Below are 26133 nucleotides of genomic sequence, written 5' to 3'. Positions count from 1 at the left end.
CGGCCGCACATTCACCGAGGAGTGGTCCGCCGCGTTTGAACGGACCACGACCCCCGGCTGCTGTCTCGCTCGGCACCGACGCCGGAATACGGCCGACTCCTCGTCCAGACCGACCACCTGGGCCCTGCGGCCGGCGCGCAGACCCGGGGTCCGCGCGCCGGGGTGTCAGGCCGCCGCCCGCTTCGGGAGCTTCCACCCGGGCCGGGGGAAGTGGCAGGTGTATCCGTTGGGATAGGTCTGGAGGTAGTTCTGGTGCTCGGGCTCGGCCTCCCAGAAGTCGCCCGCCGGGGTCACCTCGGTGACGACCTTGCCGGGCCACAGACCTGAGGCGTCGACGTCGGCGATCGTGTCCTCGGCGACCCGCTTCTGCTCGTCGTTGACGTAGAAGATCGCCGAGCGGTAGCTGATGCCGATGTCGTTGCCCTGGCGGTTCTTCGTCGAGGGGTCGTGCACCTGGAAGAAGAACTCGAGCAGCGTGCGGAAGTCGGTCTTCTCGGTGTCGTAGACGACCTCGATGGACTCCGCGTGGGTGCCGTGGTTGCGGTAGGTGGCGTTCGGGACGTCGCCGCCGCTGTAGCCGACGCGCGTGGACACCACGCCGGGCTGCTTGCGGAACAGCTCCTCCATGCCCCAGAAGCAGCCGCCGGCAAGGATCGCCTTTTCGGTGGTCACGTCGTCTCCTTACTTGACGTCGGTGTTGGTGGTACTCGTGAACATGGTGCGGTATTCGCCGTACCCTGCGTTCTCCAGCTCGTCCTCATGGTTGTCCCAGTAGGCGTTGGCGAACGGGTGCTCGGTGCCGTCCTGCTGGGTCACGCGGTACTGCTCCGGGTCGAGCCGCGTTACGGCCCCTACTTTCCGTGGACTATAGGGTCCATGGAGGTGCCCGAAGATGGTCGGCTGAGTGCCCTCTTCATGGCGGTTGGCCTGGGTTATCCTGCCTTCACGGTAGCACCCGCTCGCACCAACTCTGGACTTGACAGACCACTTCTGCGGTGAATAGGTTCGGGACGTCCGGCCGTGTGGCTCCGCAGGCCACGAATGTCCCACTTGCCCATCGGCGCCGAGTTCTAACGACGTCGCGCCACTCCGGGAGCACCGGGTGCCGTAACGCCGAGGCCCTGCGGCGGGTCTCGGCCCCTCCTCGTGACCGGTACGAACGGGGACCAAATACAAGGAGGTGCCGGATGAAGGCGATCGTGGTGACGGACGAGCCTGCGGGGACGGCCGGGATGAGGCTGGTGGAGCGGCCCGAGCCGGAACCGTCGCTCAACGACGTCGTCGTTCGGGTTCATGCGTCGGGATTCGTCCCGACCGAGATGGCGTGGCCCTCGACCTGGACCGATCGCCTCGGCCGTGACCGGACGCCGTCGATCCCCGGGCACGAGTTGGCCGGAGTGGTCACCGCTCTCGGCTATGGCACGACGGGTCTGTCTGTGGGGCAGCGGGTGTTCGGCCTCACGGACTGGACTCGCGACGGGACCCTGGCGGAGTATGTGGCCGTCGAAGCGCGTAACCTCGCGCCGCTGCCTGGCGACGTCGACTTCACGGTGGGCGCGAGCCTACCGATCTCGGGCCTGACCGCATGGCAGGGACTGTTTGAGCACGGCCGCCTTCAGTCGGGGCAGAACGTCCTCGTGCACGGCGCGGCCGGGGCAGTCGGGTCGATGGTGACGCAGCTCGCCCGTGAGTTCGGTGCGTACGTCATCGGCACCGGACGCGCTGCCGACCGTCAGACCGCGCTCGACTTCGGCGCGCAGGAGTTCGTCGACCTCGGCAACGACGTCCTTGAAGACGTCGGCGGAGTCGATCTGGTTTTCGATGTCATCGGCGGCGACATCGGGAAGCGGTCCGCAGGCCTGATTCGAGCCGGAGGAACGCTGGTGTCTGTCGTCGGGCCGCCCGAGGCGCGGCCCGCAGACGGCCTGGCGGTCGACTTCGTCGTCGTGTCCGATCGCGCCCAACTGGGTGAGATCGTCCGGCGGGTGCGGGACGGACGCCTGCGGACGAACATCGGCAACGTCGCGAGCCTCGAGGACGCCGTTGCGGCCCTCAACCCGACCTCGCGGATCGTCGGGAAGACGGTCATCCGCGTCCGTCCGTAAGAACGGGACAGCGAGCCGTCCTGGTCTCCCTGTGGATCAGCAGCAACCGCGTGGCCGGATCGGGCGACTCGTGCCGGACGACGTCATCGGACTGGTCCGCCACTGGGTGGGCACCCGGCGTGACCAGCTCCCCGCAGCCCGGAGTCCATACGAACGCGGTGTTGTTCCTGCTGCTGGCGGACAGGTCGAGCTTGATGACCGCCGGCGGCAACCGACGCTTGAAACGTAACGTTGAGATCGCGCTGGCGGCTGCGGACGTGCCGTGCGCGTCCGCAGCCCGCGCGTGGCTCAATGCCCGCGCCCAGCTGTGTTCGACCGAGGGAATGCCGGGTCCAGAACGTCAGCGTAATCCGGATGAGCAGTGACGAACGCTGCCGCGAACGGACACGTGACGGTGGCGGTCCTTCCTCGCTTGCGCAGCTCGTCGAGGACGCCGCCGATGAGCCTGGAGGCCACCCCCTTTCCCCGGAACTCGGGGAGCACGGATGTCCCCATCAGTACGACGCGGCTCCCGACCTTGCTGTAGACGAGTCCGGCGGCTGACTGGCCCCCTATCGTGGCCTCGTAGATGCCGAGCGCACTGTTGTCGGTGATGACGATCTCTTCCGCCTCGGGCCCGCTGGCTCCCGAAAGGTTCGAGCCAGCCACATCATGCTCGGCGCTCGTCAACGTGATCATGTCCTCGGCGTTGTCCGCCATGTTGTCTCCTGAATCTCGCGTCTGGTCAGCAACCTGGGAGTGCCCAGTCAGGTCGGATGAAGTGGCAGGGGTATCGCGCCTCACGCGAATGACGACATGGTCATCCTCTGGTGGGCCCGAAGCGTTCGGTGCGGATGTTCGCGGGTCGTGGCCGATGCCGACGAGGAGGTCGGCAACGGTCTCGACGAACCCGGTGAGCCCGCAGACGAACGCCACATCGTCGGCGTCGCAGGGCCACGCGACGCGAGGGCTTCCGCGTCCAGTCGTCGTAGAGCAGCCTGGTCGTGGCCGTCCCTGATCCGGGAGAGGTAACTGGACTATCGCGTCCAGAGTAGCTGGCAGGGCATCGGCCTGCAAACCCCGCTGACCATCAGCAGGTTCAAGGAATTGGCAGCGCCTGGTGGTCGTAACCGGTTCCCGATGTTCGGCGAGTGCCTCCATATCCGGGACTAGGGTGGACCCAAGGGTCCACAGGTGTGGCTAATACACAGCCGGCGGTCACCGGCACCAACGGTTGGCGGAGCGTGGTCGTGTTCAAGGCGTCGCTCACGACACATCGCTGATCGGCCCCGGAGTTGGCGGCTTCCTATCAACGGGACTAAATGGTCCATGATTTCGGTCCGCCCTGTCGATGATCTCGCGGGCACCGCACGTTCAGTCAAACGACCCGCCCATGCGTTCGTCCGTCACCACGCACGAATGGGACATGGCGCAGCCTGGACTCCAAGGTCCCATTCTCCATCGATTATCTGGCGCGCTGGATACACTTGACCGATGAGCGACGAGCGGGTGGCTGCGCCGACGAATCCGCGGCGGATCAGTCAACGGGGCATCGCGACGCGAGAGCGGATCCTCGAGGCGGCGAACCGGCTGATGTTCGTGCGCGGAGTGAACGCGACGACCCTTGACGACGTCCGCGAGGCAAGCCAGACCAGCAAGTCTCAGCTCTACCACCACTTCGCCGACAAGCAGGAGCTCGTGCGCGCGTTGGTCAGATACCGAGGCGCGCTTGTGCTCCAGCGTGAGCGCGGAGGGCTCGAACGGCTGAGATCGTTCTCAGGGCTGGTCCGGTGGCGTAACGCGCTGGTCCAGGCCAACTCGCTGAACTACGGCAAATACGGGTGCGGCCTCGGGTCGATGGCTGTCGAGCTGTCCGATCAAGATGAGCAGGCTCGATCGACTCTGTTGGAGACGTTCGCGGCATGGGAAAAGCTGATCAGCGATGGTCTGCACCGGATGCGGGACGGCGGTGCACTGCGCCAGGACGCCGACCCGGAGAAGTTGGCCACGGGGTTGATGGCAGCTTTGCAAGGCGGCTATCTGTTGGCGAACGCCGCGCACGACGTCGCACCCATGGAAGTTGCACTGGATATGGCGCTGGAACACATCAAATCGTTCCTTGTGGAGCCGTCCGGCGAGCCGAGAGGTTGATTGAGCCGGTTTCATCGTGATCAGGGGTCACGCTTACGCCGGGACTACCTGCCGATCGCCGGCGGCATCATGAGCGACCGTCGTGTCCTGCCGGCCGGGTTCCTGTACAGGGGGAGGAAGCGCTCGTCGAGGTGATCCCGGTGCGCGTCGCGGACCTCGGCCCGCGGTCCGTTGAGAGGGAACACCAGCCGGCGAAGGTCGTCGGGCCTCGGTGTAGTCCCTCCTGAGCCGGAGTCACTGGCGATCGTCGGTCACCAGTGGCAACGCCGTGGGCCGTTGAGCCGGAGTGTGTTGCAGATGTCGGAGACGCCGGGCACGTCGTAGGCGCGTTCCGCCGCGGCCTGCCGCGCGCTCGCGTCACTGACCACGCCAGCGAGGATGAACCGAAAAGCGGCCGTCGGGCGGCTGACGCAGGTGTGGTCAGGGGATGTTCGCCGATGTTGGCCGCCTGCCACTGGGCGGGGTGGCACCCTGGGCACGTGGACTGGGCAGTGAGCCGGGGGAATCTGGCATCGGGGTTACGGTGAACGGCCTCTGATGCGTACCGCGTTGATCGTGGTAGCCGCGTTGGCAGCGGCGGTGGTCGTGGACCTGATCTCTGGCGTGCTCGTCCGCCGTGTGGCCCGTGGCCGTTACCGGTGGCTGCTGGAGCCGCTGCGGCATGCCTGCCGCCGCCCGGCGGCGGCGGTCCTGCTGGTTGGGGCGCTGTACCACACGCTGCCGATGGGACGGGCCGGGTGGCAGCGTCCTCTGCGGCACGTCGTCCTGGTGGCTCTGGTGGTATCCGGGGCATGGTTAGTGATCAAGGCGTTGCACGTCGCCGAGGGGGTCGCGTTCAGTCGACTGCGGGATGACAAGGTCGCCAGTCGACGGGTCCGGCGGGCTCGCACCCAGATTCGCCCCGTGCGGCGGCTCACCGTCGCCGTGGTCACGATCGTCGCGATCGGCCTGATCCTGATCACCTTTCGGCCGGTACGCCTCTTCGGCGTCTCCGTGCTGACGTCGGCGGGGGTGGTCGGCGCGTTGATCGGCCTGTCGGCCCGTACCGCGCTCGGCAACGCGTTCGCCGGTGTTCAGGTCGCCTTCGCCGACGGCCTGCACGTCGGCGACGTGCTGGTGATCGACGGCGAATGGGGCCGAGTTGAGGAGGTGAAGCTGACAAACGTGGTGATCCGGCTCTGGGACGAGCGGATGCTCATCCTGCCGACCACCTACTTCACCGAGCGGCCGTTCCAGAACTGGACCCGGAACGAGTCCAGGGTCGTCGGCAAGATCCAGATTCATGTCGACCACACCGCCGACCTGGCCGACCTGCGCCGGGAGGCGCGCCGGCTGGTCAAGTCCTCACCGCTGTGGGATCGACACCAGTGGGTGCTCCAGATGGTCGACTCCACCCCGCAGACGGTGGTCATCGAGGTGCAGGCATCGGCCGCCGACGGGGCCAGCGCCTGGGACCTGCGCTGCGACCTGCGCGAGGGACTTGTCGCCTACCTGCGCGACAATCATCCCCAGTGGTTGCCACGCACTCGCGGTCAGTATCAGCCCTGACCGGGCGGGTCCGACGGACCGATCACCATGCGGCTTCATCTGAGAACGATCTGACCTGACCATCTGCCATGCCACCACCACGGGGACGCCGCCATCGGTTATGTGGCTCCGATCCCCGGACCGTCCCCTCGGACCCGGTCGCGATCTACCCGTGCGTCCACGCATCAAACGGCACGGCTGCAACCGAGGAGACAGGGAGCCTCACCGCAGGGTGTGGCCTAGGTGCCGATCCGGCGGGGCTGGAGCTGTCCCGACCCTGGCCCGGTCAACTGCCAGAACTCCTGCGGCAACTGGTCGACAAAGTCTCCGTACTCCTTTGCGCTGGCAGCCTCACGGAGGGTATCCAACACGGCCCGCGCTCCGTCGGCGGCCACCTGGCGATCCACCCCTGCCCGGGACTGCACCCGTTCGAAGAATTCGGTGAGGCCGAATCGTTCCGGATCTTCGGTGGGCCTGGACACCAGGCCGCGTAGCTCCTCGGGGAGCTGGGAGGCGAGGTCCCTTGCCTGGCCACCAGTGATCCGTTTTGCCATAGTCTCGAGCGTGGCGCGGGTGATCGGTTCCGCCTGCCCCGGCGGAACCTTGGGTCGTGCTGCCACAGACTGAATGAACTCGCTGTAGTTCACCTCGGATCCCCTCTCCGAACCGGATTGCGGCGGGTTCCCGCCCCCGCCCGGGTGAAACGGCGGCTCGCCCAACCTCAGGGTGGTGGCGGACGGCGGTGGGTGATACGTCGGGTCACCCGCAACTGATACAGGCCCGCGCTGGTGATGGCATAGAAGACGGGTAGGAGGAGAAAGATGACCAGGCCGATCACGGGGGCCCCCAGGTAGCCGATCATCCCCGCGAAAAGGTACAAGACGACCCCGGCGAGGGCCCGGAACCGCTCGACGTGGAAGAAGCTGCCCTTGACCTGGTCCTTCAGTAGATCAGGGTTCCGGGCCAGGTAGTGGTAGAACGCCAGCCAGGTCGCGCACAGCAACGCGCTGATCAGCGCGTAGAAGGCGATTGCCACACGCTGGTCGGCGTTGTTGTGCTCCTGCAGCGCGTGCGACACGACGATCGTCGGAAACGGCAGCAGCGCCGTGGTGAACAGCACGAACAGGTTCACCCAGTGCAGGCCGCGATCGGCCTCTCGAATGCGGTTGAACGCCGCCTTGTGGTTGAGCCAGACGACGGCCACGTACGAGTAGGACGCGAGATACGCGACGTACGACGGCCACTGATTGAGCAAGCCGGACAGGAGGCGACCAGGCGGGACGTCCGGTACCCGGAGGTCCAGGACCAGCAGCGTGATGATGATGGCGAAGATCGCATCGCTGAACGCCACGGCACGGCTGGTGTCCGATCGGGTGCCTAGGTCTGTGTCTGGCCCGCTCACCGGGTGCGCCTACCCAGGGTCGTCTGCGGCAAACAGATGGGCAGTTCGGTAGCGAATGCAGCGCAACCCGCAGATCAGTGCCTGTGGACAGACGCCGCGCCCGGCCACCGGGCGTGCCGCGGTGGCCGGGTGCGGGTGGTGGTCAGGGTTTGAGGACGACCTTCTCGCAGTTGTCCTGCTTGTTCTTGAAGATCTCGAAGCCGCGCTCTGCCTGGTCAAGCGGCAGGGTGTGAGTGATGACCCGGGTCGGGTCGATCTCCCCACGCTCGATGCGCTGCAGCAGCGGCTTCATGTAGCGCTGCACGTGGCATTGACCGGTACGCAGGGTCAGCGCCCGGTTCATCCATGCCCCGGCCGGGAACTTGTCGAGGAAGCCGCCGTACACGCCGATCACCGACACGATGCCACCGCTGCGGCACGACAGGATCGCCTGCCGCAGCGCGTGCGGTCGCTCGGTCTCCGAGCGGACGGCCTGCTTGATCCGGTCATACGCGTGCACGTGCGCGCTGCCGTGGCTGGACTCCATGCCGACGGCGTCGATGCACTTGTCCGGTCCCCGCCCACCGGTCAGTTCCAGCAGCCGAGACCGCACGTCGACTTCCTCGAAGTTCACCGGCGTGTGGCCCGCCCTCTCGGCCATCTGCAGCCGGTACGGCTCCTTGTCGATAGCGATGACCTTCGCGGCACCAAGCGCCCTGGCACTGTCCATCGCGAACTGGCCAACCGGGCCGGCGCCCCACACCGCCACCACGTCCGTCGGCTGGATGTCGCACATCTCGGCACCCATGTAGCCGGTGGGCAGGATGTCGGAGAGGAACAGCACCTGCTCATCGGTCAGGTCCGACTCAATCTTCAGCGGCCCGACGTCGGCGAACGGCACCCGCGCGTACTGCGCCTGACCGCCCGCGAAGCCGCCGGTCAGATGCGAATAACCGAAAATTCCGGCGACCGGGTGGCCGAACATCTTCTCCGCGATCCCGGCGTTGGGGTTGGAGTTCTCGCAGCAGGAGTACAGCTCGGCGGCGCAGGCACCGCACGCCCCGCACGCGATGGGGAACGGCACGACCACCCGGTCCCCGACGCGCAGCCGATCCGGATCGACGCCCCCACCGACCTCGATCACCTCGCCCATGAACTCGTGGCCCATGACGTCACCGTCCTGCATCGTGGGCACATACCCGTCGACCAGGTGCAGGTCCGAGCCGCAGATCGCGGTGGAAGTGATCCGCACGATGGCATCGCGCTCGTTCAGGATCCTCGGGTCCGGCACGTCACGGACCTTGACCTTGTTGCGGCCCGCCCAGGTGTTCGCCCTCACGAGTCGGCCCCCTTCGCGAACTCGGAATCCGACAGCGGCTGCGCCGGACGCTGCGGGAACTCCTTGCGGGCCCGCTTGCCCCACGGGGCGCCCTCGGACCGGACCACCTGGCCCGTCTCCAGCACCTGCTTGAGCCGGCGCAGGTCGTCGTCGAGCTGCTGGTGCGGTTCCTCGCCGAAGTACTTGGCGACGGCCTTGCCTATCGCGCCGCCCGGGATGTTGTACGACAGAACGACATGCACCTCGGTGCTGACCCCGTCCGGGGCGGGCACGAACCGGACCGTACCGGCGTTCGGCACGTCGGCGTTCCCGGTCGACCGCCAGGCGATCTTCTCGCCCGGCGTCTCGTCGACAATCTCCGCGTCCCACTCGACGTTCTTGCCGAACGGAGCGCTGGCGGACCAGTGGCTCGTCCGGTCACCGGTGGTACGGATCTCCTCAAGGTGGGCCATGAACGTCGGGAGATTGTCCAGCTCGCGCCAGAATGCGTAGACCTTGGGCGGGGGTTTGCGGATGGTTGTCGTGGCTGTCAACTCCATGGGTCCTCCTTCGCGCGAGCCTCGTACCGCCCTCGTTGAGCCGATCCTTTTCGCCCGAGTGGCCTGCACGGCGGTCAGCAGGTCCACCACCGTGATCCCGACGACGGCGCCAGTGACACCGACGAGGCGACGCCGGCGGCGCCCGTTGCGGTGGGCGATGGCCACCCCGAGGGAGGCCAGGTCCATCGCGTCGCCCACGACCCGGGTCCACGCCCAGGTGCTCTTTCGCCGGCTCGTCAGGAGCCCGGCCGCGTGTATCAACTCCCGCGCCCCGACCAGCGGCACCACCGTCCGGGTCGTCGGGGAGTCGTCCACGCCGCTGATCCGGCGCACCGTGTCCGGTGCCGCCAGCTGTGCCACGCCCAGGCCGAGACTCATCCAGCCGAGCCGGCGCCCTCGCCGCTGCACGTCGTCCTGCTTGGCCTTCACTGCCTCTCGGGTGGCAAGTTGAGTCACGGGTAGCCTCCGTATCCGGTCGCACCCGGCCGAGCATCCCGGTTCACGACGGTCCGGGGTGCGACCCGTAAAGGCCGGAATACCCCTGGAAAATCACCTCAACCCGCCCATCGGCCGCGGTACGGAGGCAATCCCTGTCCCTCTGCTCGGCATGACGTCAGGGGCATGATCACCAGCACCGGTAAGGCCTGCCACGCAACCAGATCGTCGATCACATACCCGCCGTGCACCCGTACCGAGTGCGCCAGCCGGCGGAGGCGCCGACGCGGGCTCAGGACCGGCCGATCATCCCGGCCCCGAGCCCGGCGGTCAGGCCGTCGCCATCTGGCGGACGTTTTCCCCCTGGGCGAACTCCTCGACCATCTTGGCGCAGAAGGCCGGTAGGTCGCTGGGGCTGCGGCTGGTGACGAGACCGTTGTCGACCTGCACCTGCTGGTCCACCCAATTCCCGCCGGCGTTGCGGATGTCGGTGCGCAGGCTGGGGAATGAGGTGAGGGTCCGGCCATTGACCACGCCGCTCTCCACAAGCGACCAGGGGCCGTGGCAGATCGCCGCTACCGGCTTCTGTTGTTGGAAGAACGCCCGGACGAAGTCCATCGCCTGCGGATTCATCCGGAGCCGGTCGGGGTTGACGGTCCCGCCCGGCAGCAACAGGGCGTCGTAGTCGGCCGCATTGACGTCGTTCACGGTCCGGTCCACCCGGTAGTGGTTGGCCGGGTTGATGTCCTGGTTCATTGACTGGATCTCGCCGGGTTGCAACGAGATCAGGTGCACCTCGGCTCCCGCCTGCTCCGCGGCGGCTCGGGACTGGGTGTACTCCACGTCCTCCACCCCGTCGGCGGCGAGGCAAGCGACTCGCTTGCCGGTCAGTGGCTGCTGGTCCTGCGCCATTTCTGCGGCCTCCCTGTGCGGCGCCGCCCCGTCGGCGGCGCATCCCTAGTGCGCGGTCGCCTTCCCGGTGCGGGAATCGGCAAACTGGGCAGCGAAGCCGCTCGAGGGGCGGACAATCCGGAAGGGCCCGCCGCACAGCGACTGCCTGCGGGGAGAGGGCCGCGCTACGCGCGAATGCTGCCCCTCGCGGCGGGTAACCCAGACCACCCACCCACTGTTACCCGGAAAGGTCGACATGACGCTGCCTGCCGACGCGATCGAGCTACCGTCCGGCCAGACCATGCCCGTGCTCGGCCAGGGAACGTGGTACCTCGGCGAGCACCCCGCGAGGCGGCCGGACGAGCTGGCTGCCCTACGCACCGGGCTCGACCTGGGCATGACCCTGATCGACACCGCGGAGATGTACGGTGACGGCGCTTCCGAGGAACTCGTCGGCGAGGCGATCGTCGGGCGACGAGCCGACGTCTTTCTGGTCGACAAGGTGCTGCCGTCCAACGCCAGCCGACGGGGCGCCGTGCAGGCCTGCCGCCGCAGCCTGCAACGGCTCGGCGTCGACCACATCGACCTCTACCTGCTGCACTGGCGGGGCACGCATCCACTCGCGGAGACGATCGAGGCGTTCGCCGAACTCGTCGATGCCGGTGACATCGGGCAGTGGGGCGTGAGCAACTTCGATCTTTCGGACATGACCGACCTCCTTGAGGCCGGGGGAAGCGCCTGCGCGACGAATCAGATCCTGTACAACCTCACCCGCCGCGGTCCCGAGTACGACCTCCTACCGTGGCTACGCGAGCATCGGATCCCGGTGATGGCGTACTCGCCGATCGAGCAGGGGCGACTGCTCGGCCACCCCCAGGTCGCGGAGGCCGCCGCCCGGCACGAGGCCACGCCCGCTCAGGTCGCGCTGGCCTGGCTGCTACGGCAGGAGATGGTCGCGGCCATCCCCCGATCGTCCAAGCCGGAACACACCCGGGAGAACGCCGAAGCGCGCGAGGTGCAGTTGACCGAGGAGGACGTGGCGGCACTCGACACGGCGTTCCCGCCGCCGACAGGCCCGCAACCGCTGGAGATGTTGTAGGGCCAGCGGACGTTCCGGCGGGAGTCACCGGACAGCAGGTCCCGTTCAGTGCCAGAAGTGTCCCGCGCGGGTCATCCTTTATGAAAGGGTTTGTTCTGGAAGGTCGCTAATTATCGACGGCACGCACACAAGTGGATGAAGCGATAGGGGCGGACATGAGGTGGCTGATCGGCGGAGCGGTCGTGGTTGCCGGCGGGATGGTCGCGCGGCGCCTGCTCGGCGGGACTGACCAGGGTGACGGCCACTGGCAACGGGGTCAGACACGGAGGCGCCGGCCGCGGTGGCACATGGCGACGGTGAACCGACCAGCCAATGACGTCGCTCCCGGCGGCCAGCTCCCCGAGCCGCTGGCCGGGCTTGGCGACGCCGTCGAGGTCCAGCTCCGGCCCGCCCCCGGCGACCGGGGGACAGAGATCGCCGTACGGCTGCGCGATGGTTCCCGCCTACCTGTTGCCGCCGCCGCTCGACGGGCCACCGGCCGGGATCCGGAGCAGGCGATCCGGGCTGCGCTGCGAGAGTCGAAGCAGCTCATCGAGACCACTGAGGTCCTGCACCCGGACTATCCGCCCACCACCGAGCCGACCCCGATGAACAAGCCACTGCGGATGGCCACCCAGCAGGGTCGGCGGGAGGGACGACTGTGAAGGCGCTGGTCTGGGAGGGAGCCAACGAGCTCGCGGTGCGGCAGGTTCCGGACCCGCAGATCCGCAACGATCAGGACGCCATTGTCCGGGTCCGTCGGAGTGTGACCTGCGGTTCGGACCTGCACCTGCTCGGCGGGTACATCCCGTTCATGGAACGAGGCGATGTCCTCGGGCACGAGTTCCTTGGCGACATCGTCGAGGTCGGCCCTCAGGTACGCAACCACAAGGTAGGCGACCGGGTCGTCGTCTGTTCGTTCGTCTCCTGCGGCAAGTGCTGGTACTGCCAGCAACAACAGTTCTCGCTGTGCGACAACGGCAACACGATCCCGATGATCACCGAGAACGTCTGGGGTTCCGCGCCCGGAGGCTGCTACGGCTACTCCCACGCACTCGGGGGCTTCGCCGGCAGCCACGCCGAATATATCCGCGTCCCGTACGCCGACCAGGGTGCCTTCACCGTCCCGGACGAGGTGAGCGACGAGCGCGCGCTGTTCGCCTCCGACGCCGCGCCGACCGGCTGGATGGGCGCCGACCTTGGCGGGGTCAAACCGGGTGATGTCGTGGCGGTCTGGGGCGCCGGTGGGGTGGGGCAGATGGCGGCTCGGGCGTCCGTGCTGCTCGGCGCCGACCGGGTGATCGTGATCGACCGCCTCGACAACCGGCTCGAGATGGCCCGGACGCATCTCGGCGTCGAGACGCTGAACTACGAGCGGCAGGACGTCAGCGGCGAGTTGCTGGAGCGCAGTGGCGGTCGAGGCCCGGACGTGTGCATCGAGGCGGTCGGTATGGAATCGCACAGCAGCGGTCCGCAATTCTTGTACGACCAGGTCAAGCAGCAGCTGCGCATCGAGTCCGACCGTCCGATCGCTGCCCGGGAGGCGATCTACAACTGCCGCAAGGGCGGCAGTGTGTTCATCCTGGGCGTGTTCGCCGGCCTGGTGGACAAGTTCCCGCTCGGAGCGGTGATGAACAAGGGGCTGACGCTGCGCGGCGCGCAGCAGCACGGACAGCGCTACATTCCCATGCTGCTGGAGCGGATGGCCCGCGGCGAGCTGGTCACCGAACATCTCGCGACGCACACCATGCCGTTGGACGAAGCGCCGCGCGGCTACGAGATGTTCAAACAGAAACTCGACGGATGCGTGCGGGCCGTCTTCCAACCCACCAGCTGACCGTCGCGACTTGGCCTCTGCCCTCTTATCTTCCGCTGTGGGGCTGCCCGCCTTTGTCGTCTCGCCAGCCGTCGGGTTGGGGGTGGTAGCCGTATGCGGCGGCCCGCACTGTCTCCTCGTTCTCCAGCCCGGAGCCGATCGCGCCGCCGACGGTGGCCAGTGAGCTGGTGATCCAGGCGAGCGTCAGATAGTCGGTGAGGTCGACTGGCCGTTGCAGGGTCTGTTCCAGCACGGAGGTGTCGATCAGCAGTGCCTCGACGAGCACCGTACCCACGAACAGCACCACGTAGGACACCGCCGTGGCCAGCGTGAGAGTGAGGATCGTCCCCAGGTTGAACAGCCGTGCCAGCTCGGTTGGTGTCTCGCGGTCTGGTTTCTCCCAGAGGTCGTGCGCAACGATCAGCCAGGCCACCAACGCCGTCAGCCCGAGCAGCATGATCACGGTGAGCCGGAGTCCGTCGAGCGCATCGCCCATCTGCCAGATGGTGTCCGTGGTGAGCGCGAACGCGGCGGTGCCGAACGCGCCGACCAGCAGCTTGGACAGGCCCAGCAGGGCGCGCCCCGGGCGGTTGGCTCGGACCATGCCGGCCAACAGACGCGCCCGACCGATCAGCCCCGAGGCGAGGTATCGCCGCTCACCGGCGTCAGCCTCGCCGATCACCCGGTGGACGGTGGGAACCCGGCGTGTCATCTCGGCTGGTGCCCGATCGGCCGGCGGCAGCCGCTGGTCGGACGCATCGGTCAGCAGCCTGCTCACCAGATGCGGGATGGCCGTTCGGGCCGCTCGCAGCTGGTGCAGTCCCAGCGCGGGCAGGGACACCATCGCGACTCGGCGTCGTCCGGAGGTCTGCGCGACGAGGGGCACCCGCTCGGCATGCAGTGGCAGATCGGTCAGGCAGATTCCGATGTCCCACTGGTCGTCGGCGCGCCGTCTCGCAAGATCGTCTAGCAGGGCCTCGGCGCCGCCGTCGCGTCGTGGCGCCACCTCCCCCCAGCCTTCCCGGACGGTCCACCGCACATCCGCGCTGACCCGCTCCGTGAGCCCGCGGACCAGCTCCGCAGCGAGCCTCGCAGCCACCCGGGCCGGGTAGTCCGGTGGGGTTGCCACCAGCCCCACGACGATCTCCGGCCGTTGTCGTTTGCTCTGCGTCACCGCTGCTCCTCACCGGTAGCCGGACTCAGCCGCCGACGGCGAAACCGGGGCGTCACGCCGTCGCGGCAGCTCCCGTGCCGACTGACGTGGTGGTAGAGCCAGGCCGCCGAGGGGAGCGCCGCGACCAGTCCGTACAGCGCCAACGCGACGCCTGCATCGAACCGGGCGGCCCGCCCACGCAGCCTAAAAGACCTCTTTGAATGGTGCAGCGGATTCGGTGGAAGGCGTTCAGGAGGCTCGCACCACCTCAGTGGGGGCACCGATGGGGGCTACTTCCAGCGTCCGGCCCAGGCGGCTCCGGGGTGCCTCGCGCTGCTGAAGCATCTTGGGCCCAGCCCCGCTGACGCACTACGCGCGAGACCGATGGAATCGATGACCTGCGCGTCCCGTCGGGCTCCAGTGGACGCGACACGCCAGGGCGAACGCGTGAGTGTCAGAGCCGCGATTGAGGCGGCTCTGACACTCACGCGATATTCCGAAGCGCAGTGGACCTACCTGACCGTGCGTGAGCTGTAGCTGTGAGACAGCCCTGAAGGCCCCTAGATTCGTTGAAGTTTGAATCGCTGATTGGTACCCGTGCCGGGTGTCCACTGGGAGATGCGGGCACCGTCGGCGGTCGAAGCCTGCCAAACGTCCATTGCCAGACCGCTTTGCCGGTTGATGAGTCGGAAAACCCCGCCGCCCTGGTCGTCGATCCGCCATTGCTGGCTGGCGGCGTTTGGTGAGTCGGGTTGCTGGGTGATGTCGGCGCCAGTGCTGTTGCTGGCGACCTGCAGGAACAGGCCGCTGTGCCGCGCCCTGATCCGAAAGTGGCCCCCGTCCGCCGACAGAAACTCGAACTGCTGGTTCTGTCCGCTGCTGCTCGCCCACTGGATCAGCAATCCGCCGGCGGCGGTGGACGCACCGTTGATGTCGGCGGCCTTGCCGCTGTGCTGGGCCACGAGCCGGTAGTACGCACCAGCCTCGACCGGCCCCGAGTTGACACCGGCCGCGCGGTAGGTGTGGCCGGCCTGTCCGGTGAACTCCACGAGATCGGCCTCGATCCGCGTCGGCTGGACGACGACGCCGCTCGTCTCGTCGCGCAGTTCGAAGGTGCCGGCGAAGATCCGGTTGCGAACGCGGATGGGTCCGGCGCGGTCGGGAGTGACGACGAGCTCGATTCGGCTGCTGCTCCAAGCGGCGCCGACGGTGTATCCGCCGCGGCCGCGGAGCCCGGTGACCTGCCCGGTTGGCCAGGCGGATGGTAGTGCGGGCAGGAGGTGTAGTTCGCCGGTGTGGCTCTGTAGCAGCATTTCGGCGATGCCGGAGGTGGCGCCGAAGTTGCCGTCGATCTGGAAGGGCGGGTGCAGGTCGAACATGTTCGGTGCGAGCCGGTCGGTGCGTACCAGGTCGCCGAGGAGCTTGTGGGCGCGGGTGGCATCTTCCAGTCGTGCCCAATAGTTGATCTTCCAGGCGAGTGACCAGCCGGTGCCGTCGTCGCCGCGCAGTTCCAGGGTCTGTCGTGCGGCCTGGTGCAGTTGTGGCGTGCCGCGTTTGGTGATCTGGTTGCTGGGGTGCAGCCCGTACAGGTGGGAGACGTGCCGGTGGGTCCGCTCGGTCTCCACCCAGTCGGCGAGCCATTCCTGGACGTTGCCGCGGGACCCGACCCGCGTCGGCGGCAGCCGGTCCCGGGCCGTCAGTACCTGGGCCCGGTAGGTGGCATCCACGTTGAGGACTTCGGCGGCCCGCGCGACGCCGTTGAACAGGTCACGCAGGATCTGGTTGTCCATCGTCGGCCCCGCGCACACGCTGGCGTTGGTGTGATGACGCAACTCGGGCGAGTTCGACGGATTGGTGACGAGGTAGCCGAGCGTCGGGTGGCTGACCAGCGTGTCGAGGAAGAACTGGGCGGCGCCCTTCATGGCCGGGTAGTTGGCGCGCAGGAACTCGACGTCTCCGGTGAACTGGTAGTGGTCCCAGATCATGGTGGCCAGCCAGGCGCCGCCGGTTTGCCACATTCCCCACAGGGCTTCGTCGACCACCGACGAGCCGCGCCACGCGTCGGTGTTGTGGTGGGTGACCCAACCCCCTGCGCCGTACTGCACCTGAGCAGTGCGGGCGCCGGTCACCGTCAGATCTCGGATCATGTCGAAGACCGGCAGGTAACACTCGGCCAGGTTGGTGGTGTCGGCTGGCCAGTAGTTCATCGGCAGGTTCGCGTTGATCGTGAACTTCGAGTCCCAGGAGGGAGCCATCTGGTCATTCCAGATCCCCTGCAGGTTCGCCGGCTGGCTGCCCGGCCGTGAGGAGGAGATCAGCAGGTAGCGACCGTACTGGAACAGCAGCGCGGAAAACTGCGGATCGTTGACGCTCGCGTGCTGCGCGATCCGTACGTCGGTGGTTTGGTCGGCCGCCGTCGTGCGTCCCAGATCGATCGACACCCGGTTGAACAGCGCCTGATAGTCGGCCACATGTCGGCCGCGCAACTGGTCGAAGCCGACGGTGCGGGCCGCGTCGAGGTGCCGCCGCGCGATGCCCTGGTAGTCGCCGTTGACGGTCCGGTAGTTGACGTAACTGGAACCAATCGACACCAACAGGGTGACGCTTGTCGCGCCGGAGACCCGCAGCGTGCCACCGGAGCTGCTGACCGTACCGCCGCTCACGGAGGCATTGGCCAGGGCAAGGAACCGGACCTGCCCGGTGATGCCCTCCATGTTGCCGGAAACACCGTCGAGGCCGATCGTGGCGGCGTCCGGACTGGACACGGTCGTCCGTTGCGGGCTGCTGAACGTGGCGGTGAACGTGATCGCGTTTGCCCGGTCAGCGGTCAACCGGATCACGATCACCTGGTCCGGTGCGCTTGCGAAGACCTCACGTTGAAAGCGCACCCCGTTGAGCACGTAGCTGGTGGTAGTGGTGGCCGTGGTCAGATCGAGGGTCCGCTGGTACTGCGACGCCCCGCTGGCACTGCCGAAGGCCAGCCGCAGGTCGCCGACCGGCTGGTAGGCCAACTGCCCGACGGGACTGCCCAGCATGGTTTGGTTGATCAGATCCTGCGCCTGCGTCCACTGGTCGGCGAAGACCCGCCGTCGAATCTCCGCCAGGTTGGCCGCACCACGGGTGTTGGCCGAGTCGTACGGGCCACCGGCCCACACGGTGTCCTCGTTGAGCTGCAACCGCTCGGTGTCGACATTCCCGAACACCATCGCGCCCAACCGGCCGTTACCAATCGGCAGAGCCCGTAGCCAATCCGTACCCGCCGCCTCGTCGTACCACAACGCCAGGTCGTTGGCTGCCAGCACGTTTGGGGGTGCGGCCGACCCGGCCCGAGCGGCTGCGGTCCAACCCGCCGGCAGCAGCATGGCACCAGCCCCAGCTGCCCCGGCTCCGAGTAGTTTCCTTCGTGTCACTTCAGACATCTTGTCTCCTTCACCCAGCCGAGCGACGCAGCGGCGGCCCCAGCCGCCCCGGTCGTGACGATCGAAGGGCAGGAGAAGCGGAACGTTGACGAGGACATCGCCTGAGTTTTTCGGGGGTGTTACGGCGTCCACCATTCATCAGACGTCACATGTTAACCACTGAAATAAAAGACGGTCAATGCGTTGCCACGGGGTCACACACGGTGCTGTCGTCCCGACCGTCCAGGGCTCGCAGAGCCAGCCCACACCCGCTCTGCCCGTCCACCTCACCGTGCCGCACGGGGTGCCACTTCGCTCGCGTCGGCATCAGTTTGCATGGGCGGCGCGTCACCTTACTGTTCGCGTCATCGCCCTGCGGCGTCGGCGCGCAAGAGGCGATCGACTGACCGGTACTCCCTAAAGGTCAGACGTGCGCTCTGGACCGGGCCGGTCCCAGCGGCCGACCTACCGCTCAGGCATCAAGGACCTGCCATTCCTGGCTGATCTCGCCGCTTACCGGTTGCTGGACCACCCTGGCGCCGTCCGCGGTGGAGCCGCCTTCGACGCCGACACACCAGCCATTGCTCACGTTGACGAACCGGTAGTAGCCGCTGGTCGTCGCCGGGACGAGATTCCACCACTGGTTACGTCCGCCGTTGTCGGCCCATTGAACGAGTGCCGCGCCCTGGCCCGATCCACCTGGACTGTCCAGGACTTTCCCGCTTTTGACACCGGACAGCCGGAATGAGCCATCGCTGTTGGGCAGCAGCCGCCACTGCTGGTTGGTCGCGCCAGTCCACGGCCACTGGATGACAGTTGCCCCGTCCGTGGTGGAGCCGCCGTTGACGTCCAGCACCTTTGCGCTGCGCCGGTTGACCAGTCGAACGACGCCGCCGGTGGCCGGCAGACCGACGACGACCTGTACCTGTTGCCCGGCCGTCAACGAGATCACCCGGGCATGCGAGCCGAGCGGCGAGGGGGTGACCGTCGCGGACGTGGTGATGGATGCCATCCCGCGCCGGCTGAGCAGGGTGATCGCCTGGGTGATCGTCGAGGTGAGTGCCACGGTTACTGAGCGACCAGGCAGATCCCAGGAGAGGCTGTGAATGCGGACCTGGTTGCGTCCGCGGACCCCGGTGATGGTGCCTTTGGCGAGCTGGCCGGGCACGGCGGGCAGTAGCTCGATGATGCCGGGCCTGGTGTACACGAGCGCTTCGCTGAGCACGGCCGGCAGCGTGTTGGCCGCATCGGCGTTGTAGGTCTCCAGATTCGGGTTGTGTGCCGTCATCAGCGACCGGAAGATCATGTTGTTGCCGATGATCTTCCGGAGATTGTTGTAGACGCCGGCGCCGTCCTTGAGCCGGGCGGAGGCGAGGGCTCGATGCAGGCTGCCGTGCGCCGAGGTGTTCTCGTCACCGCGCAGCGCCAAGGCCCTCAGTGCGGCGGTGACCAGACCGGGCGCCTCCTCGGGATTGATCTCGTGCAGGGGCCACGCGCCGTACAGGTGATGGACGTGGCGATGGTTGTAGCGGTCCGTGAGGCCCGGCCAGGACCATTCGGCAAGGGCGCCGCTGCCGTTGACCGTGTACGGCGGAAGCTTCGCCAGCAGGGCCGTCCAGCGTGCGACACCTTGGCCGGCGCCCTGTTCGACACCGAGCGCGTTGGCGGCCTCGACGGCCGCCCGCAGGGCGTGTCTGCCGGCCTGGATGTCGCCGGTGGCGTTGATCGCCAGCAGGACGTTCGTGCTGGCCGGCGAGTTCTCCATCGAGAACGACGGCACGAACACCACACGGCCGGCCGAATCGGTGCGGGTCAGGAAGTCCTCGTAGAACAGCGCCAGCTCCATCAGCGCCGGTCCCAGCTTCTCGGCCAGAAATGTCCGGTCCCCGGTGACCTGGTAATACTCCAGCAGCGGATAGAGCAGCCAGTCCGCGCCACCGGTCCAGCACTGGCCGGGGAAGCCGGGGTCGAAGTGCAGCATGTATCCGTACTCGCCGTCGGTTCGCGATGGGGCCAGGAAGCCGCGAGCGCCGTACAGGTTGCGAGCGTTCGTGCGCCAGTGGGCGAGCTGGCCGAGGATCAGGTTGAAGTAGCCCTGCATGGCATCGGTGAGGTCGAGAATGTTGCCGCCGGCGACCTGCAGGTTGATGTTGGCATCGGTGGTGAAGTCGTCGGCCCAGGCGCCGTTCCAGGTGCCGGCCCAGATTCCGGTCAACCGCGGCGGCAGCACGCCGCTGGAGCTGATGAACAGGTAACGGCCGCTGTCGTAGAGGCGCTCCAGCAGGGCCAGATCGATGGTGTTGCGGTTGGCGTTCTGCCGGGCGATCAGCTCGGTGGTCGACAGTTGCCGGTCGGCGGCGGAGACGTTCAGGTCCAGGCGGGAGCGGTCGTACATCGCCGAGTGCAGGGCGACGTGCCGGGTCCGCAGGGTGCCGTAGTCGGCGCTCACCGCCGCCAGCGCCGCGTGCAACGGCTTGCCGTCCCAAGCGGTGGATGACTCGTACCTGTCGAGTTTGGTCAGCAGGACGAGCCTGGTCGCCGCGGTGACGACGATGGTCGACCCGTTCGCGGCTACCGTGCCACCGGTGGCGACGACCCGGGTGACGCCCTCGAAGCCGAACGCTCCCTGCCCGGACGGGTAGGTGCCCCGCAGGTTCAGGTAACCGGAACCGTCGATGACGCTGGACAGGGTGGTGAAACGGACCGACCCGGGGACGCCGGCCAGGGATGTGTTGACGCTCAGCGTCGCGTCGATCGACCGTCCGGCGGCTGGGGTCAGTTCGTGCACGACGACCTTGTCGGCTCGGGAAGCGAAGGCGCGGCGAGTCCAGGTGCCGTTGCTGTCGGTCCAGGTGGAGGTGACCTCCCCGGTCCGGAAGTCGGTGATGCGGGCGTACCCGTTGGCGGTGGTCATGCCGGGCGTGCTGATCTGCAACTCGAAGCCGGGGTGGTAGGTCTGGGTCCAGCGCAGGCTCCAGCCGGCCGCGAAGTCCGTGTTGGCTCCGGCGTAGTTCCCGGCCAGCGCCTTGTCCCGCACGCCGGCCAGCCGCCCGGAGATCACTGGCGGGGTCACGCCCCGGCTGCCGTTGGGCAGCACGAAGCGGTGGTGATTGAAGATCACTTTCTCGAGGGCTGGCGTTCCGTACAGGACGGCGCCGTACTCGCCGTTGCCGATGAGGAACCCGTCCGTCCAGGTTGTCGCCGCGGTCGCGTCGTAGATCCCGCGCTCGGGCATGGTGACCTGAGGCGCAGCGGCGGCGGCCCGTCCGGCGCCCACGGCCGGGATCAGGGCCGCCGAGCCGGCGGTCAGCGCGGTGGTGACGAGTAGGCGCCTACGGCTCACGGGCAGGTCTGACATCAGTAGTTCCTCTCGACACCGAGGCTGAAGGGTTGTGGTCTACTCGGGCGCGGGAACCCCCGTGCCCGAGTAGGCCTCACGACGATCGTCAGGCGGTCACCGGCGGTCGGACTTGTCAACCACCTTTGCCACTGGTCAGGCGGGTACGAACTGCCACTGTTGGTTGGTCCCGCTGTTGGCGGTCCACTGCACGACCTGCGCGCCGTCACTTGTCGAGGCGGCGTAGACGTCGGCCGCCAGTCCGCTGGCCTGGCTGACGATGGTGTAGTAGCCGTCACCGGTGGGCCGCAGGTACCACGTCTGGTTGGTGCCGCCGTTTGCCGACCACTGCTGTAGTTGCAGGCCCGTCGTGGTGCTGCCGGCGTTGACGTCGAGCACCTTTCCGGAGGCGGTGTAGCGCAGGGTGTACGCGTCCTGGGTGGCGCTGATCGTCCAGGTGGGGGTGCCGCTCTGCTGGACCGTCTTGGCACCGTCGGCGGTGGAGTTGCCGGCGATGGCGAGGGGTTTTCCGCTGTTGCGGTTGACGATGCGGTAGGTGCCGGGAGTCGGCCCGGTGCCGCCGCCTCCGCCGAGGTTGAGGTATTCGGCCGAGTCGGTGAAGGTGGTGCTGCCGGACTTCGTGGTCGACAGTTGCAGGTACACGCGGCTACCGGTGGCGGGGGTGGTGAAGGACACCGGCTGGGTCACCCGCGAGCCGAGTGGGATGGTCAGGTTGCTGCTGCCGGACCCGACGACAGTGCCGGTCGGGCTGTCGAGCCGGGCGGTCCAGGCGAAGGTCACCGACGTGTTGGTGAGGTCGTCGTTGAACACGGTGATGTTGCGGGTCACCGTGGCGTTGCGGGCGTAGCTGGGCACCGCCTGCGGCAGCGGGAAGCTGCCGTTCGAGTCCGAATTGCCGGAGGCTGACCAGTACGGGAGGTCGACCGCGGCCACCGGGTTGAACGCCGCCTGCACGCGCTGGATCTGTGCGTTGCTCCACGGGTCGGGCAGGTTGTCCGCACCGTAGACCGGGCGACTGTTCTCCTCCGTGGTGAAGTCGGTGGTTCGCACGCCCGGCACCACGCTGGCCCAGGCGGACAGCAGCGTGTACGGGCGCAGGTCGCTGGCGTCCTTGCCGCGCTTGGCAGCAGTCGCGGTGGCGAACCACGTGAAGCCCTGCTTGGTGCTGCAGGCGGGCCAGATGTACTCGCCTTCGCCGTCCGGGCGCCCGGAATGGCGATTCAGGGCCTCGCCGTAGCGGCCGACGCCGTCCAGGTAGTGCCCGAAGATGGCGAAGTTGGAGTAGGTCATGGCCGGGTACCGGCTGGGCGAGTCCGCGCCCGGGCCGGCGTCGATGCTGATCGGCCGGGTGCCGTCGTTGCCGTTCATCGCCGCGTACAGGTCCTGTTGGAACTGCTGCGAGTCGTTGTTGTTGGAGCTGGGCTCGTTGATCTGGCTCCAGCGGATGATCGCCGGATGGTTGCGGTCACGCAGGGTCAGCGCCCGAGCGTGGGCCATCATGTTGTTGCGTCCGGACACGAAGTCCTGGGAACCACTGCGGATGGCGGTCTCGTCGATGACCATCAGGCCCATCTCGTCGGCCACGTCGAGCATGTACGGGCTGGCCGGTTCCATGTGCATGCGTACCACGTTGTAGTTGAGACGCTGGTAGTTGTTCACCGCCGCGGGCCAGCCGCCGTTGCCGGACGACGGCGGCAGAAAACCGGGCAGGGTGTCGTACGCGTCGCCCTTACCGCCGTTGTTGACCCGGTCGTAGTCGGCGCCCTGCAGGCTGTCGCCACGGAAGTTCACCCGCACGCCGTTGAGGTAGTAGTACTCGCCGTTCTGCGTGCTCTCCCGGAACCCGAAGCGGTACGTGGCGTCACTGGTGCGGCCGTCGTCAGCGGTGGCGTGGATCGCCAGGCGGTGCAGTTGGGCCCGGTACCCGGACCGGTACGGCACATTGGGCCACCAGTACGAGGTGGCGCCGAGGTCCCACGCCACGGGACCCACCGTGACCTTCGCCGTCGAACGGGCCGCCACCGTCACGGTTTGCTGCGGCAGCTGCGGGTAGCTGAAAGAGCCCGCGCCGTCGGACGTGAGCGACCCGCTCAGGGTGACCGTTCTGGTCGTGGCCGAGGAGTTGGTCACCGACACGTCGTAGCTGAGGGTGCGGTTCGCCACCGAGGTGCGGACGAACGCGTCGCTGACGTACACCGCCGGATACACCCGCAGGGACGCGGACCGGTAGATGCCCTGCGGTATCGCCTCGGACCAGTCGGCCGCTATGGGGACCAGGTACTTGCCGTCGGACGACTTCAACGCACCGCGGCCCTTCACCTGCACGCTGATCGTGTGGGTGGTGCCCGGTGCGGCGTAGCTACTGATGTCGAAGTTCGACGGGGTGAACGCGGTCGTCTGGGTCGCCACCACCCGACCGTCGACGGAGAGCGTCGCCTGGTGGTTGACGGCGCCGAACTCGATCCAGGTCGACTGCGGCTGCCCCGAGTCCGGCACGGTGATGCTGCGCGAGTACACCGCCTCGGTCACGTCGGTGAAGCCCTGCTTGTACCAGCCGCCACCGGGCACCGTGATCGAGGTCGTCGCCCGACCCGAGGGCGTGAAGCTCCACGTCCCGCTCAGATCGACCGAGGCGATCGCTGCGTTACCGGCGGCGACACCGTCAAGTCCGGCGGCCGCGACACTCTGCGTCGCGACCGGTGCGGCCAGGGCCGGCTCGGGGGTCGCCAGGGTCAGGCCACCCAGCGTCAGAGTCAGGCCGAGCGCCACGGTCGCGGCCAGCCCCCTGGCCGGCGCCGACATTCGGCCACCCCAGTGGACGTTCGTACGATGCACGGAAACCTCCTGTGACTCACCCGACGGCCTCATGGCTTCGAGCAAAGGCATATGCGCCGGCGGTAGTCGAATCGATTCGACGATCGACCGGCGTCATCGACCACCCGGGAGGGTGGAACACAGCCGACATGTAGATGTGATTAACCGGCAACACGGGCACCGAGTCAAGGATTTCGACTCATCTATCTCTTGCCGACGCCTGAAATTCCACCAATGCCCAACAAAAGCCGCAGCAAAGGTAGGACGAAAGGCCTGTCGCCTCCTGGTCGCCGTGCCCCGCCGGAACCGCATCGTCGCGCGACCACTGGCGTCGTGAGTGCTTCGCCCGCGGTGTCTACCTGTTCCACTACGCGGCCGGCACGGGCTGGAGGTACTACGACCAGGACAGCGATTGGGACTGCAAGGATCTCGGCCTCAGCGAGCCGACGGTTCTGCATCTCCTGACCGGGGTGACAGCGGTCGCGCGCTGTGGTGTACGCCCGTTACGGTGTGCACCACAGTCAATCGGCCGCATCGAGGCGGCCGCTGCTGGAAGGCAGTCACAACGGCGGACAGCACTCACCACCGGTGCCGCGGCTGTAGCGGTGGTGTTCGCCAGCGCCGGACCCCAGGGTCCCGACTGCTCGTCGACGACGATCCTCGGGAGCCTCTCGAGCTGCCAGCTGGCCGGTATCTCGCTTCCAGGGGAGTGGAGTGCGTCGAGACTTGGGCGGCGGCGACGTGTGGCGTCCGGACGCCCACCGAGAGAGGATCTTCGATGACGGTCTTGAAGTGTTACCAGGCCGGTTCGGCGCTGGCCGGGCTCCTGCTGGTCGTCAGCTCCGGCTCCGCTGCCTCGGCGGCGTCGCCGACGGTGAGTGCGCCGACCACGACCACGCTGACCACCCAGGGCCGTACCGCGGAAAGCTACACGGGCCTGATGAACGGCGAATCCTTCCAGCAGGACGGCATCGTCTCGCACAAGCGATGGCAGTACGCGGCGTTCTGGGACGAGCAGGGTTACGTCAACGTCTCCCGGCGTCCGACGAACGGCACGTGGCAGACCATCCGCCTGACGGACTACCGGACCACCACCACCGATTCACACAATGTGATCAGCATCGGGCTCTCGCACGAGGACGGGAGCATCCACCTGTCGTTCGACATGCATTCCCAGCGGTTTCGCTATCGCAAGTCGGTGGCCGGAATCGCCACCTCACCGGACACCGCCACCTGGTCACCGGGCATCTTCGGCGCCGTGCAGAACAACCTCGCCGGACGCGACATGGCGGTCATGACCTATCCGCAGTTCACCACCATGCCGGACGGCAGTCTGCAACTGACGATCCGTACGGGGGAGAGTGGGAACGGCAACCAGGTCCTGTTCGAGTATCGGGCGGGTTCGTGGAACTTCGTCGGCAAGATCATGGATGGCACCACGCTCGGTAACAATGCCTATCTGTTCGGCTTCCAGTACGACGGGCAGGGCGTGCTGCACATGACCTGGACCGTCCGGGAGACCATGGACGCGAGCACCAACCACGATCTCTACTACGCGTACAGCACGGACCGGGGCCGAACGTGGCGCAGTGGTTCGGGTGCGCTGATCGGCACTGCCGACTCCAGCCCGATCTCGACGACCAACGCCGCGGCGCGGTTCTGGACCATCGGGCAGAACCGCGGTCTGATGAACCAGGAATCGCAGACCGTCGACTCGGCGGGGAACGTGCACGTCCTGGCCTCCCACCTGCCGCCGTCGGCGCCCAGTGACGCCGTCTTCACCAACGCCCGCACCAGCGCGGTGCTCGTTCACTACTGGCGTGAGGCTGCGACCGGCCAGTGGCGCCAGCGGATCCTCGGCTACCAGGCGGGCGTCAGCCGCGGCGACATCGGCGTCGATTCCCGTGACAATCTGTTCGTGGTCAGCGCCGCCTCGAACACGGGAGTGTTGCAGGTCGCGACCGCGTCCCGAGCCTCGGGTTGGTCGGACTGGGCCGTGCGTTACCGGTCCACGGCGACCTTCACCTCCGATCCGTTGCTCGACCACCGCCTGCTGAAGTCCAACAACATCGCCAGCGTCTTCGCACCGCACCAGGGCGGCAGCCGGATCGACGTCCTGAACTTCACAAGCGCCGGGAACTGACTGACCCTGCGGGGGTGGCCACGAGC

19 protein-coding genes and 1 pseudogene are annotated in these 26133 nt (G+C 67.5%); 7 read left to right on the top strand and 13 right to left on the bottom strand.

Annotation, left to right across the window (positions count from 1 at the left end; translation table 11 throughout):
• Positions 1 to 165 precede the first annotated feature (165 nt).
• Both msrA and AB0F61_RS29775 read right to left on the bottom strand, forming a co-directional pair.
• Complete coding sequence (msrA, locus tag AB0F61_RS29780) at positions 166 to 672, bottom strand: peptide-methionine (S)-S-oxide reductase MsrA (protein WP_357816390.1); 507 nt, start codon at positions 670 to 672, stop codon at positions 166 to 168.
• Between the two features lie 9 nt (positions 673 to 681).
• The gene (locus tag AB0F61_RS29775) at positions 682 to 1050 is read right to left on the bottom strand and encodes a peptide-methionine (R)-S-oxide reductase (protein ID WP_357816387.1); all 369 of its coding nucleotides are present in this window, start codon (positions 1048 to 1050) and stop codon (positions 682 to 684) included.
• Positions 1051 to 1187: 137 nt separating this feature from the next.
• On the opposite strand from AB0F61_RS29775, the gene AB0F61_RS29770 reads away from it, so the two are divergent.
• A complete protein-coding gene (locus AB0F61_RS29770; protein WP_357816385.1) occupies positions 1188 to 2105 on the top strand; it encodes an NADP-dependent oxidoreductase in 918 nt (305 codons plus the stop codon).
• A 288-nt stretch (positions 2106 to 2393) separates the two neighbouring features.
• Here the strand turns inward: AB0F61_RS29770 and AB0F61_RS29765 are convergent, their stop codons facing one another.
• Together AB0F61_RS29765 and AB0F61_RS29760 are read right to left on the bottom strand one after the other, a co-directional pair.
• Positions 2394 to 2804, bottom strand: coding sequence for a GNAT family N-acetyltransferase (locus tag AB0F61_RS29765; RefSeq protein ID WP_357816382.1), 411 nt, complete (start codon positions 2802 to 2804; stop codon positions 2394 to 2396).
• A 100-nt stretch (positions 2805 to 2904) separates the two neighbouring features.
• Positions 2905 to 3041, bottom strand: a pseudogene (locus AB0F61_RS29760) (oxidoreductase); the annotation flags it as partial.
• 537 nt (positions 3042 to 3578) lie between these two features.
• Here AB0F61_RS29760 and AB0F61_RS29755 point away from each other — a divergent pair.
• Positions 3579 to 4235, top strand: a complete 657-nt coding sequence (locus AB0F61_RS29755) for a TetR/AcrR family transcriptional regulator (protein WP_357816379.1) — start codon at positions 3579 to 3581, stop codon at positions 4233 to 4235.
• Between the two features lie 537 nt (positions 4236 to 4772).
• A complete protein-coding gene (locus AB0F61_RS29750; RefSeq protein ID WP_357816376.1) occupies positions 4773 to 5783 on the top strand; it encodes a mechanosensitive ion channel domain-containing protein in 1011 nt (336 codons plus the stop codon).
• Between the two features lie 218 nt (positions 5784 to 6001).
• Here AB0F61_RS29750 and AB0F61_RS29745 read toward each other — a convergent pair whose 3' ends face one another.
• From AB0F61_RS29745 to AB0F61_RS29725, 5 genes are all read right to left on the bottom strand, one after another.
• Entirely contained in the window at positions 6002 to 6409 is a 408-nt protein-coding gene (locus AB0F61_RS29745) for a DUF2267 domain-containing protein (RefSeq protein ID WP_357816373.1), read from the bottom strand.
• A gap of 74 nt (positions 6410 to 6483) precedes the next feature.
• Complete coding sequence (locus AB0F61_RS29740) at positions 6484 to 7113, bottom strand: TMEM175 family protein (protein WP_357816370.1); 630 nt, start codon at positions 7111 to 7113, stop codon at positions 6484 to 6486.
• Positions 7114 to 7306: 193 nt separating this feature from the next.
• Positions 7307 to 8482 carry a zinc-dependent alcohol dehydrogenase gene (locus AB0F61_RS29735; protein WP_357816367.1) on the bottom strand — a complete coding sequence of 392 codons (1176 nt, stop codon included), beginning with the start codon at positions 8480 to 8482 and terminating at the stop codon, positions 7307 to 7309.
• Positions 8479 to 9477, bottom strand: a complete 999-nt coding sequence (locus tag AB0F61_RS29730; protein ID WP_357816365.1) for an SRPBCC family protein — start codon at positions 9475 to 9477, stop codon at positions 8479 to 8481. The genes AB0F61_RS29735 and AB0F61_RS29730 overlap by 4 nt, the downstream gene beginning before the upstream one ends.
• Before the next feature lie 309 nt (positions 9478 to 9786).
• On the bottom strand, positions 9787 to 10368 hold the full coding sequence (locus AB0F61_RS29725; RefSeq protein ID WP_357816362.1) for a type 1 glutamine amidotransferase domain-containing protein: 582 nt from the start codon (positions 10366 to 10368) through the stop codon (positions 9787 to 9789).
• 235 nt (positions 10369 to 10603) lie between these two features.
• Between AB0F61_RS29725 and AB0F61_RS29720 the strand changes: the two genes are divergently transcribed.
• The 3 genes from AB0F61_RS29720 (at position 10604) to AB0F61_RS29710 (ending at position 13262) form a co-directional block, all read left to right on the top strand.
• Complete coding sequence (locus AB0F61_RS29720) at positions 10604 to 11446, top strand: aldo/keto reductase (protein WP_357816359.1); 843 nt, start codon at positions 10604 to 10606, stop codon at positions 11444 to 11446.
• Between the two features lie 287 nt (positions 11447 to 11733).
• Positions 11734 to 12090 carry a hypothetical protein gene (locus AB0F61_RS29715; protein ID WP_357816357.1) on the top strand — a complete coding sequence of 119 codons (357 nt, stop codon included), beginning with the start codon at positions 11734 to 11736 and terminating at the stop codon, positions 12088 to 12090.
• A complete protein-coding gene (locus tag AB0F61_RS29710) occupies positions 12087 to 13262 on the top strand; it encodes a zinc-dependent alcohol dehydrogenase (RefSeq protein ID WP_357816354.1) in 1176 nt (391 codons plus the stop codon). The genes AB0F61_RS29715 and AB0F61_RS29710 overlap by 4 nt, the downstream gene beginning before the upstream one ends.
• A gap of 25 nt (positions 13263 to 13287) precedes the next feature.
• Here AB0F61_RS29710 and AB0F61_RS29705 read toward each other — a convergent pair whose 3' ends face one another.
• From AB0F61_RS29705 to AB0F61_RS29690, 4 genes are all read right to left on the bottom strand, one after another.
• Positions 13288 to 14415, bottom strand: a complete 1128-nt coding sequence (locus AB0F61_RS29705) for a hypothetical protein (protein ID WP_357816351.1) — start codon at positions 14413 to 14415, stop codon at positions 13288 to 13290.
• A gap of 539 nt (positions 14416 to 14954) precedes the next feature.
• Positions 14955 to 17813, bottom strand: coding sequence for a glycoside hydrolase N-terminal domain-containing protein (locus AB0F61_RS29700; RefSeq protein ID WP_357816349.1), 2859 nt, complete (start codon positions 17811 to 17813; stop codon positions 14955 to 14957).
• 451 nt (positions 17814 to 18264) lie between these two features.
• Complete coding sequence (locus tag AB0F61_RS29695) at positions 18265 to 21150, bottom strand: glycoside hydrolase N-terminal domain-containing protein (RefSeq protein ID WP_357816347.1); 2886 nt, start codon at positions 21148 to 21150, stop codon at positions 18265 to 18267.
• 135 nt (positions 21151 to 21285) lie between these two features.
• Positions 21286 to 23985: an RICIN domain-containing protein gene (locus tag AB0F61_RS29690; protein ID WP_357816344.1), complete on the bottom strand. Its 2700-nt coding sequence runs from the start codon at positions 23983 to 23985 to the stop codon at positions 21286 to 21288.
• A 757-nt stretch (positions 23986 to 24742) separates the two neighbouring features.
• Between AB0F61_RS29690 and AB0F61_RS29685 the strand changes: the two genes are divergently transcribed.
• The gene (locus AB0F61_RS29685; RefSeq protein ID WP_357816341.1) at positions 24743 to 26107 is read left to right on the top strand and encodes a BNR repeat-containing protein; all 1365 of its coding nucleotides are present in this window, start codon (positions 24743 to 24745) and stop codon (positions 26105 to 26107) included.
• Positions 26108 to 26133 lie beyond the last annotated feature (26 nt).

This window comes from Micromonospora sp. NPDC023888 (genome assembly GCF_040639415.1).
Classification (GTDB): domain Bacteria; phylum Actinomycetota; class Actinomycetes; order Mycobacteriales; family Micromonosporaceae; genus Micromonospora.
The sequence above is the reverse complement of the archived record's forward strand: the minus strand, read 5'-3'. Positions and strand labels throughout refer to the sequence as shown.

What these genes read in the sequence shown, in the direction of transcription:
- AB0F61_RS29755 (WP_357816379.1), top strand. Translation starts at nt 3,579, where the DNA reads ATGAGCGACGAGCGGGTGGCTGCGCCGACGAATCCGCGGCGGATCAGT.
- AB0F61_RS29770 (WP_357816385.1), top strand. Translation starts at nt 1,188, where the DNA reads ATGAAGGCGATCGTGGTGACGGACGAGCCTGCGGGGACGGCCGGGATG.
- AB0F61_RS29685 (WP_357816341.1), top strand. Translation starts at nt 24,743, where the DNA reads ATGACGGTCTTGAAGTGTTACCAGGCCGGTTCGGCGCTGGCCGGGCTC.
- AB0F61_RS29695 (WP_357816347.1), bottom strand. Translation starts at nt 21,150, where the DNA reads ATGTCAGACCTGCCCGTGAGCCGTAGGCGCCTACTCGTCACCACCGCG.
- AB0F61_RS29715 (WP_357816357.1), top strand. Translation starts at nt 11,734, where the DNA reads ATGGCGACGGTGAACCGACCAGCCAATGACGTCGCTCCCGGCGGCCAG.
- AB0F61_RS29750 (WP_357816376.1), top strand. Translation starts at nt 4,773, where the DNA reads ATGCGTACCGCGTTGATCGTGGTAGCCGCGTTGGCAGCGGCGGTGGTC.
- AB0F61_RS29725 (WP_357816362.1), bottom strand. Translation starts at nt 10,368, where the DNA reads ATGGCGCAGGACCAGCAGCCACTGACCGGCAAGCGAGTCGCTTGCCTC.
- AB0F61_RS29765 (WP_357816382.1), bottom strand. Translation starts at nt 2,804, where the DNA reads ATGGCGGACAACGCCGAGGACATGATCACGTTGACGAGCGCCGAGCAT.
- AB0F61_RS29700 (WP_357816349.1), bottom strand. Translation starts at nt 17,813, where the DNA reads ATGTCTGAAGTGACACGAAGGAAACTACTCGGAGCCGGGGCAGCTGGG.
- AB0F61_RS29720 (WP_357816359.1), top strand. Translation starts at nt 10,604, where the DNA reads ATGACGCTGCCTGCCGACGCGATCGAGCTACCGTCCGGCCAGACCATG.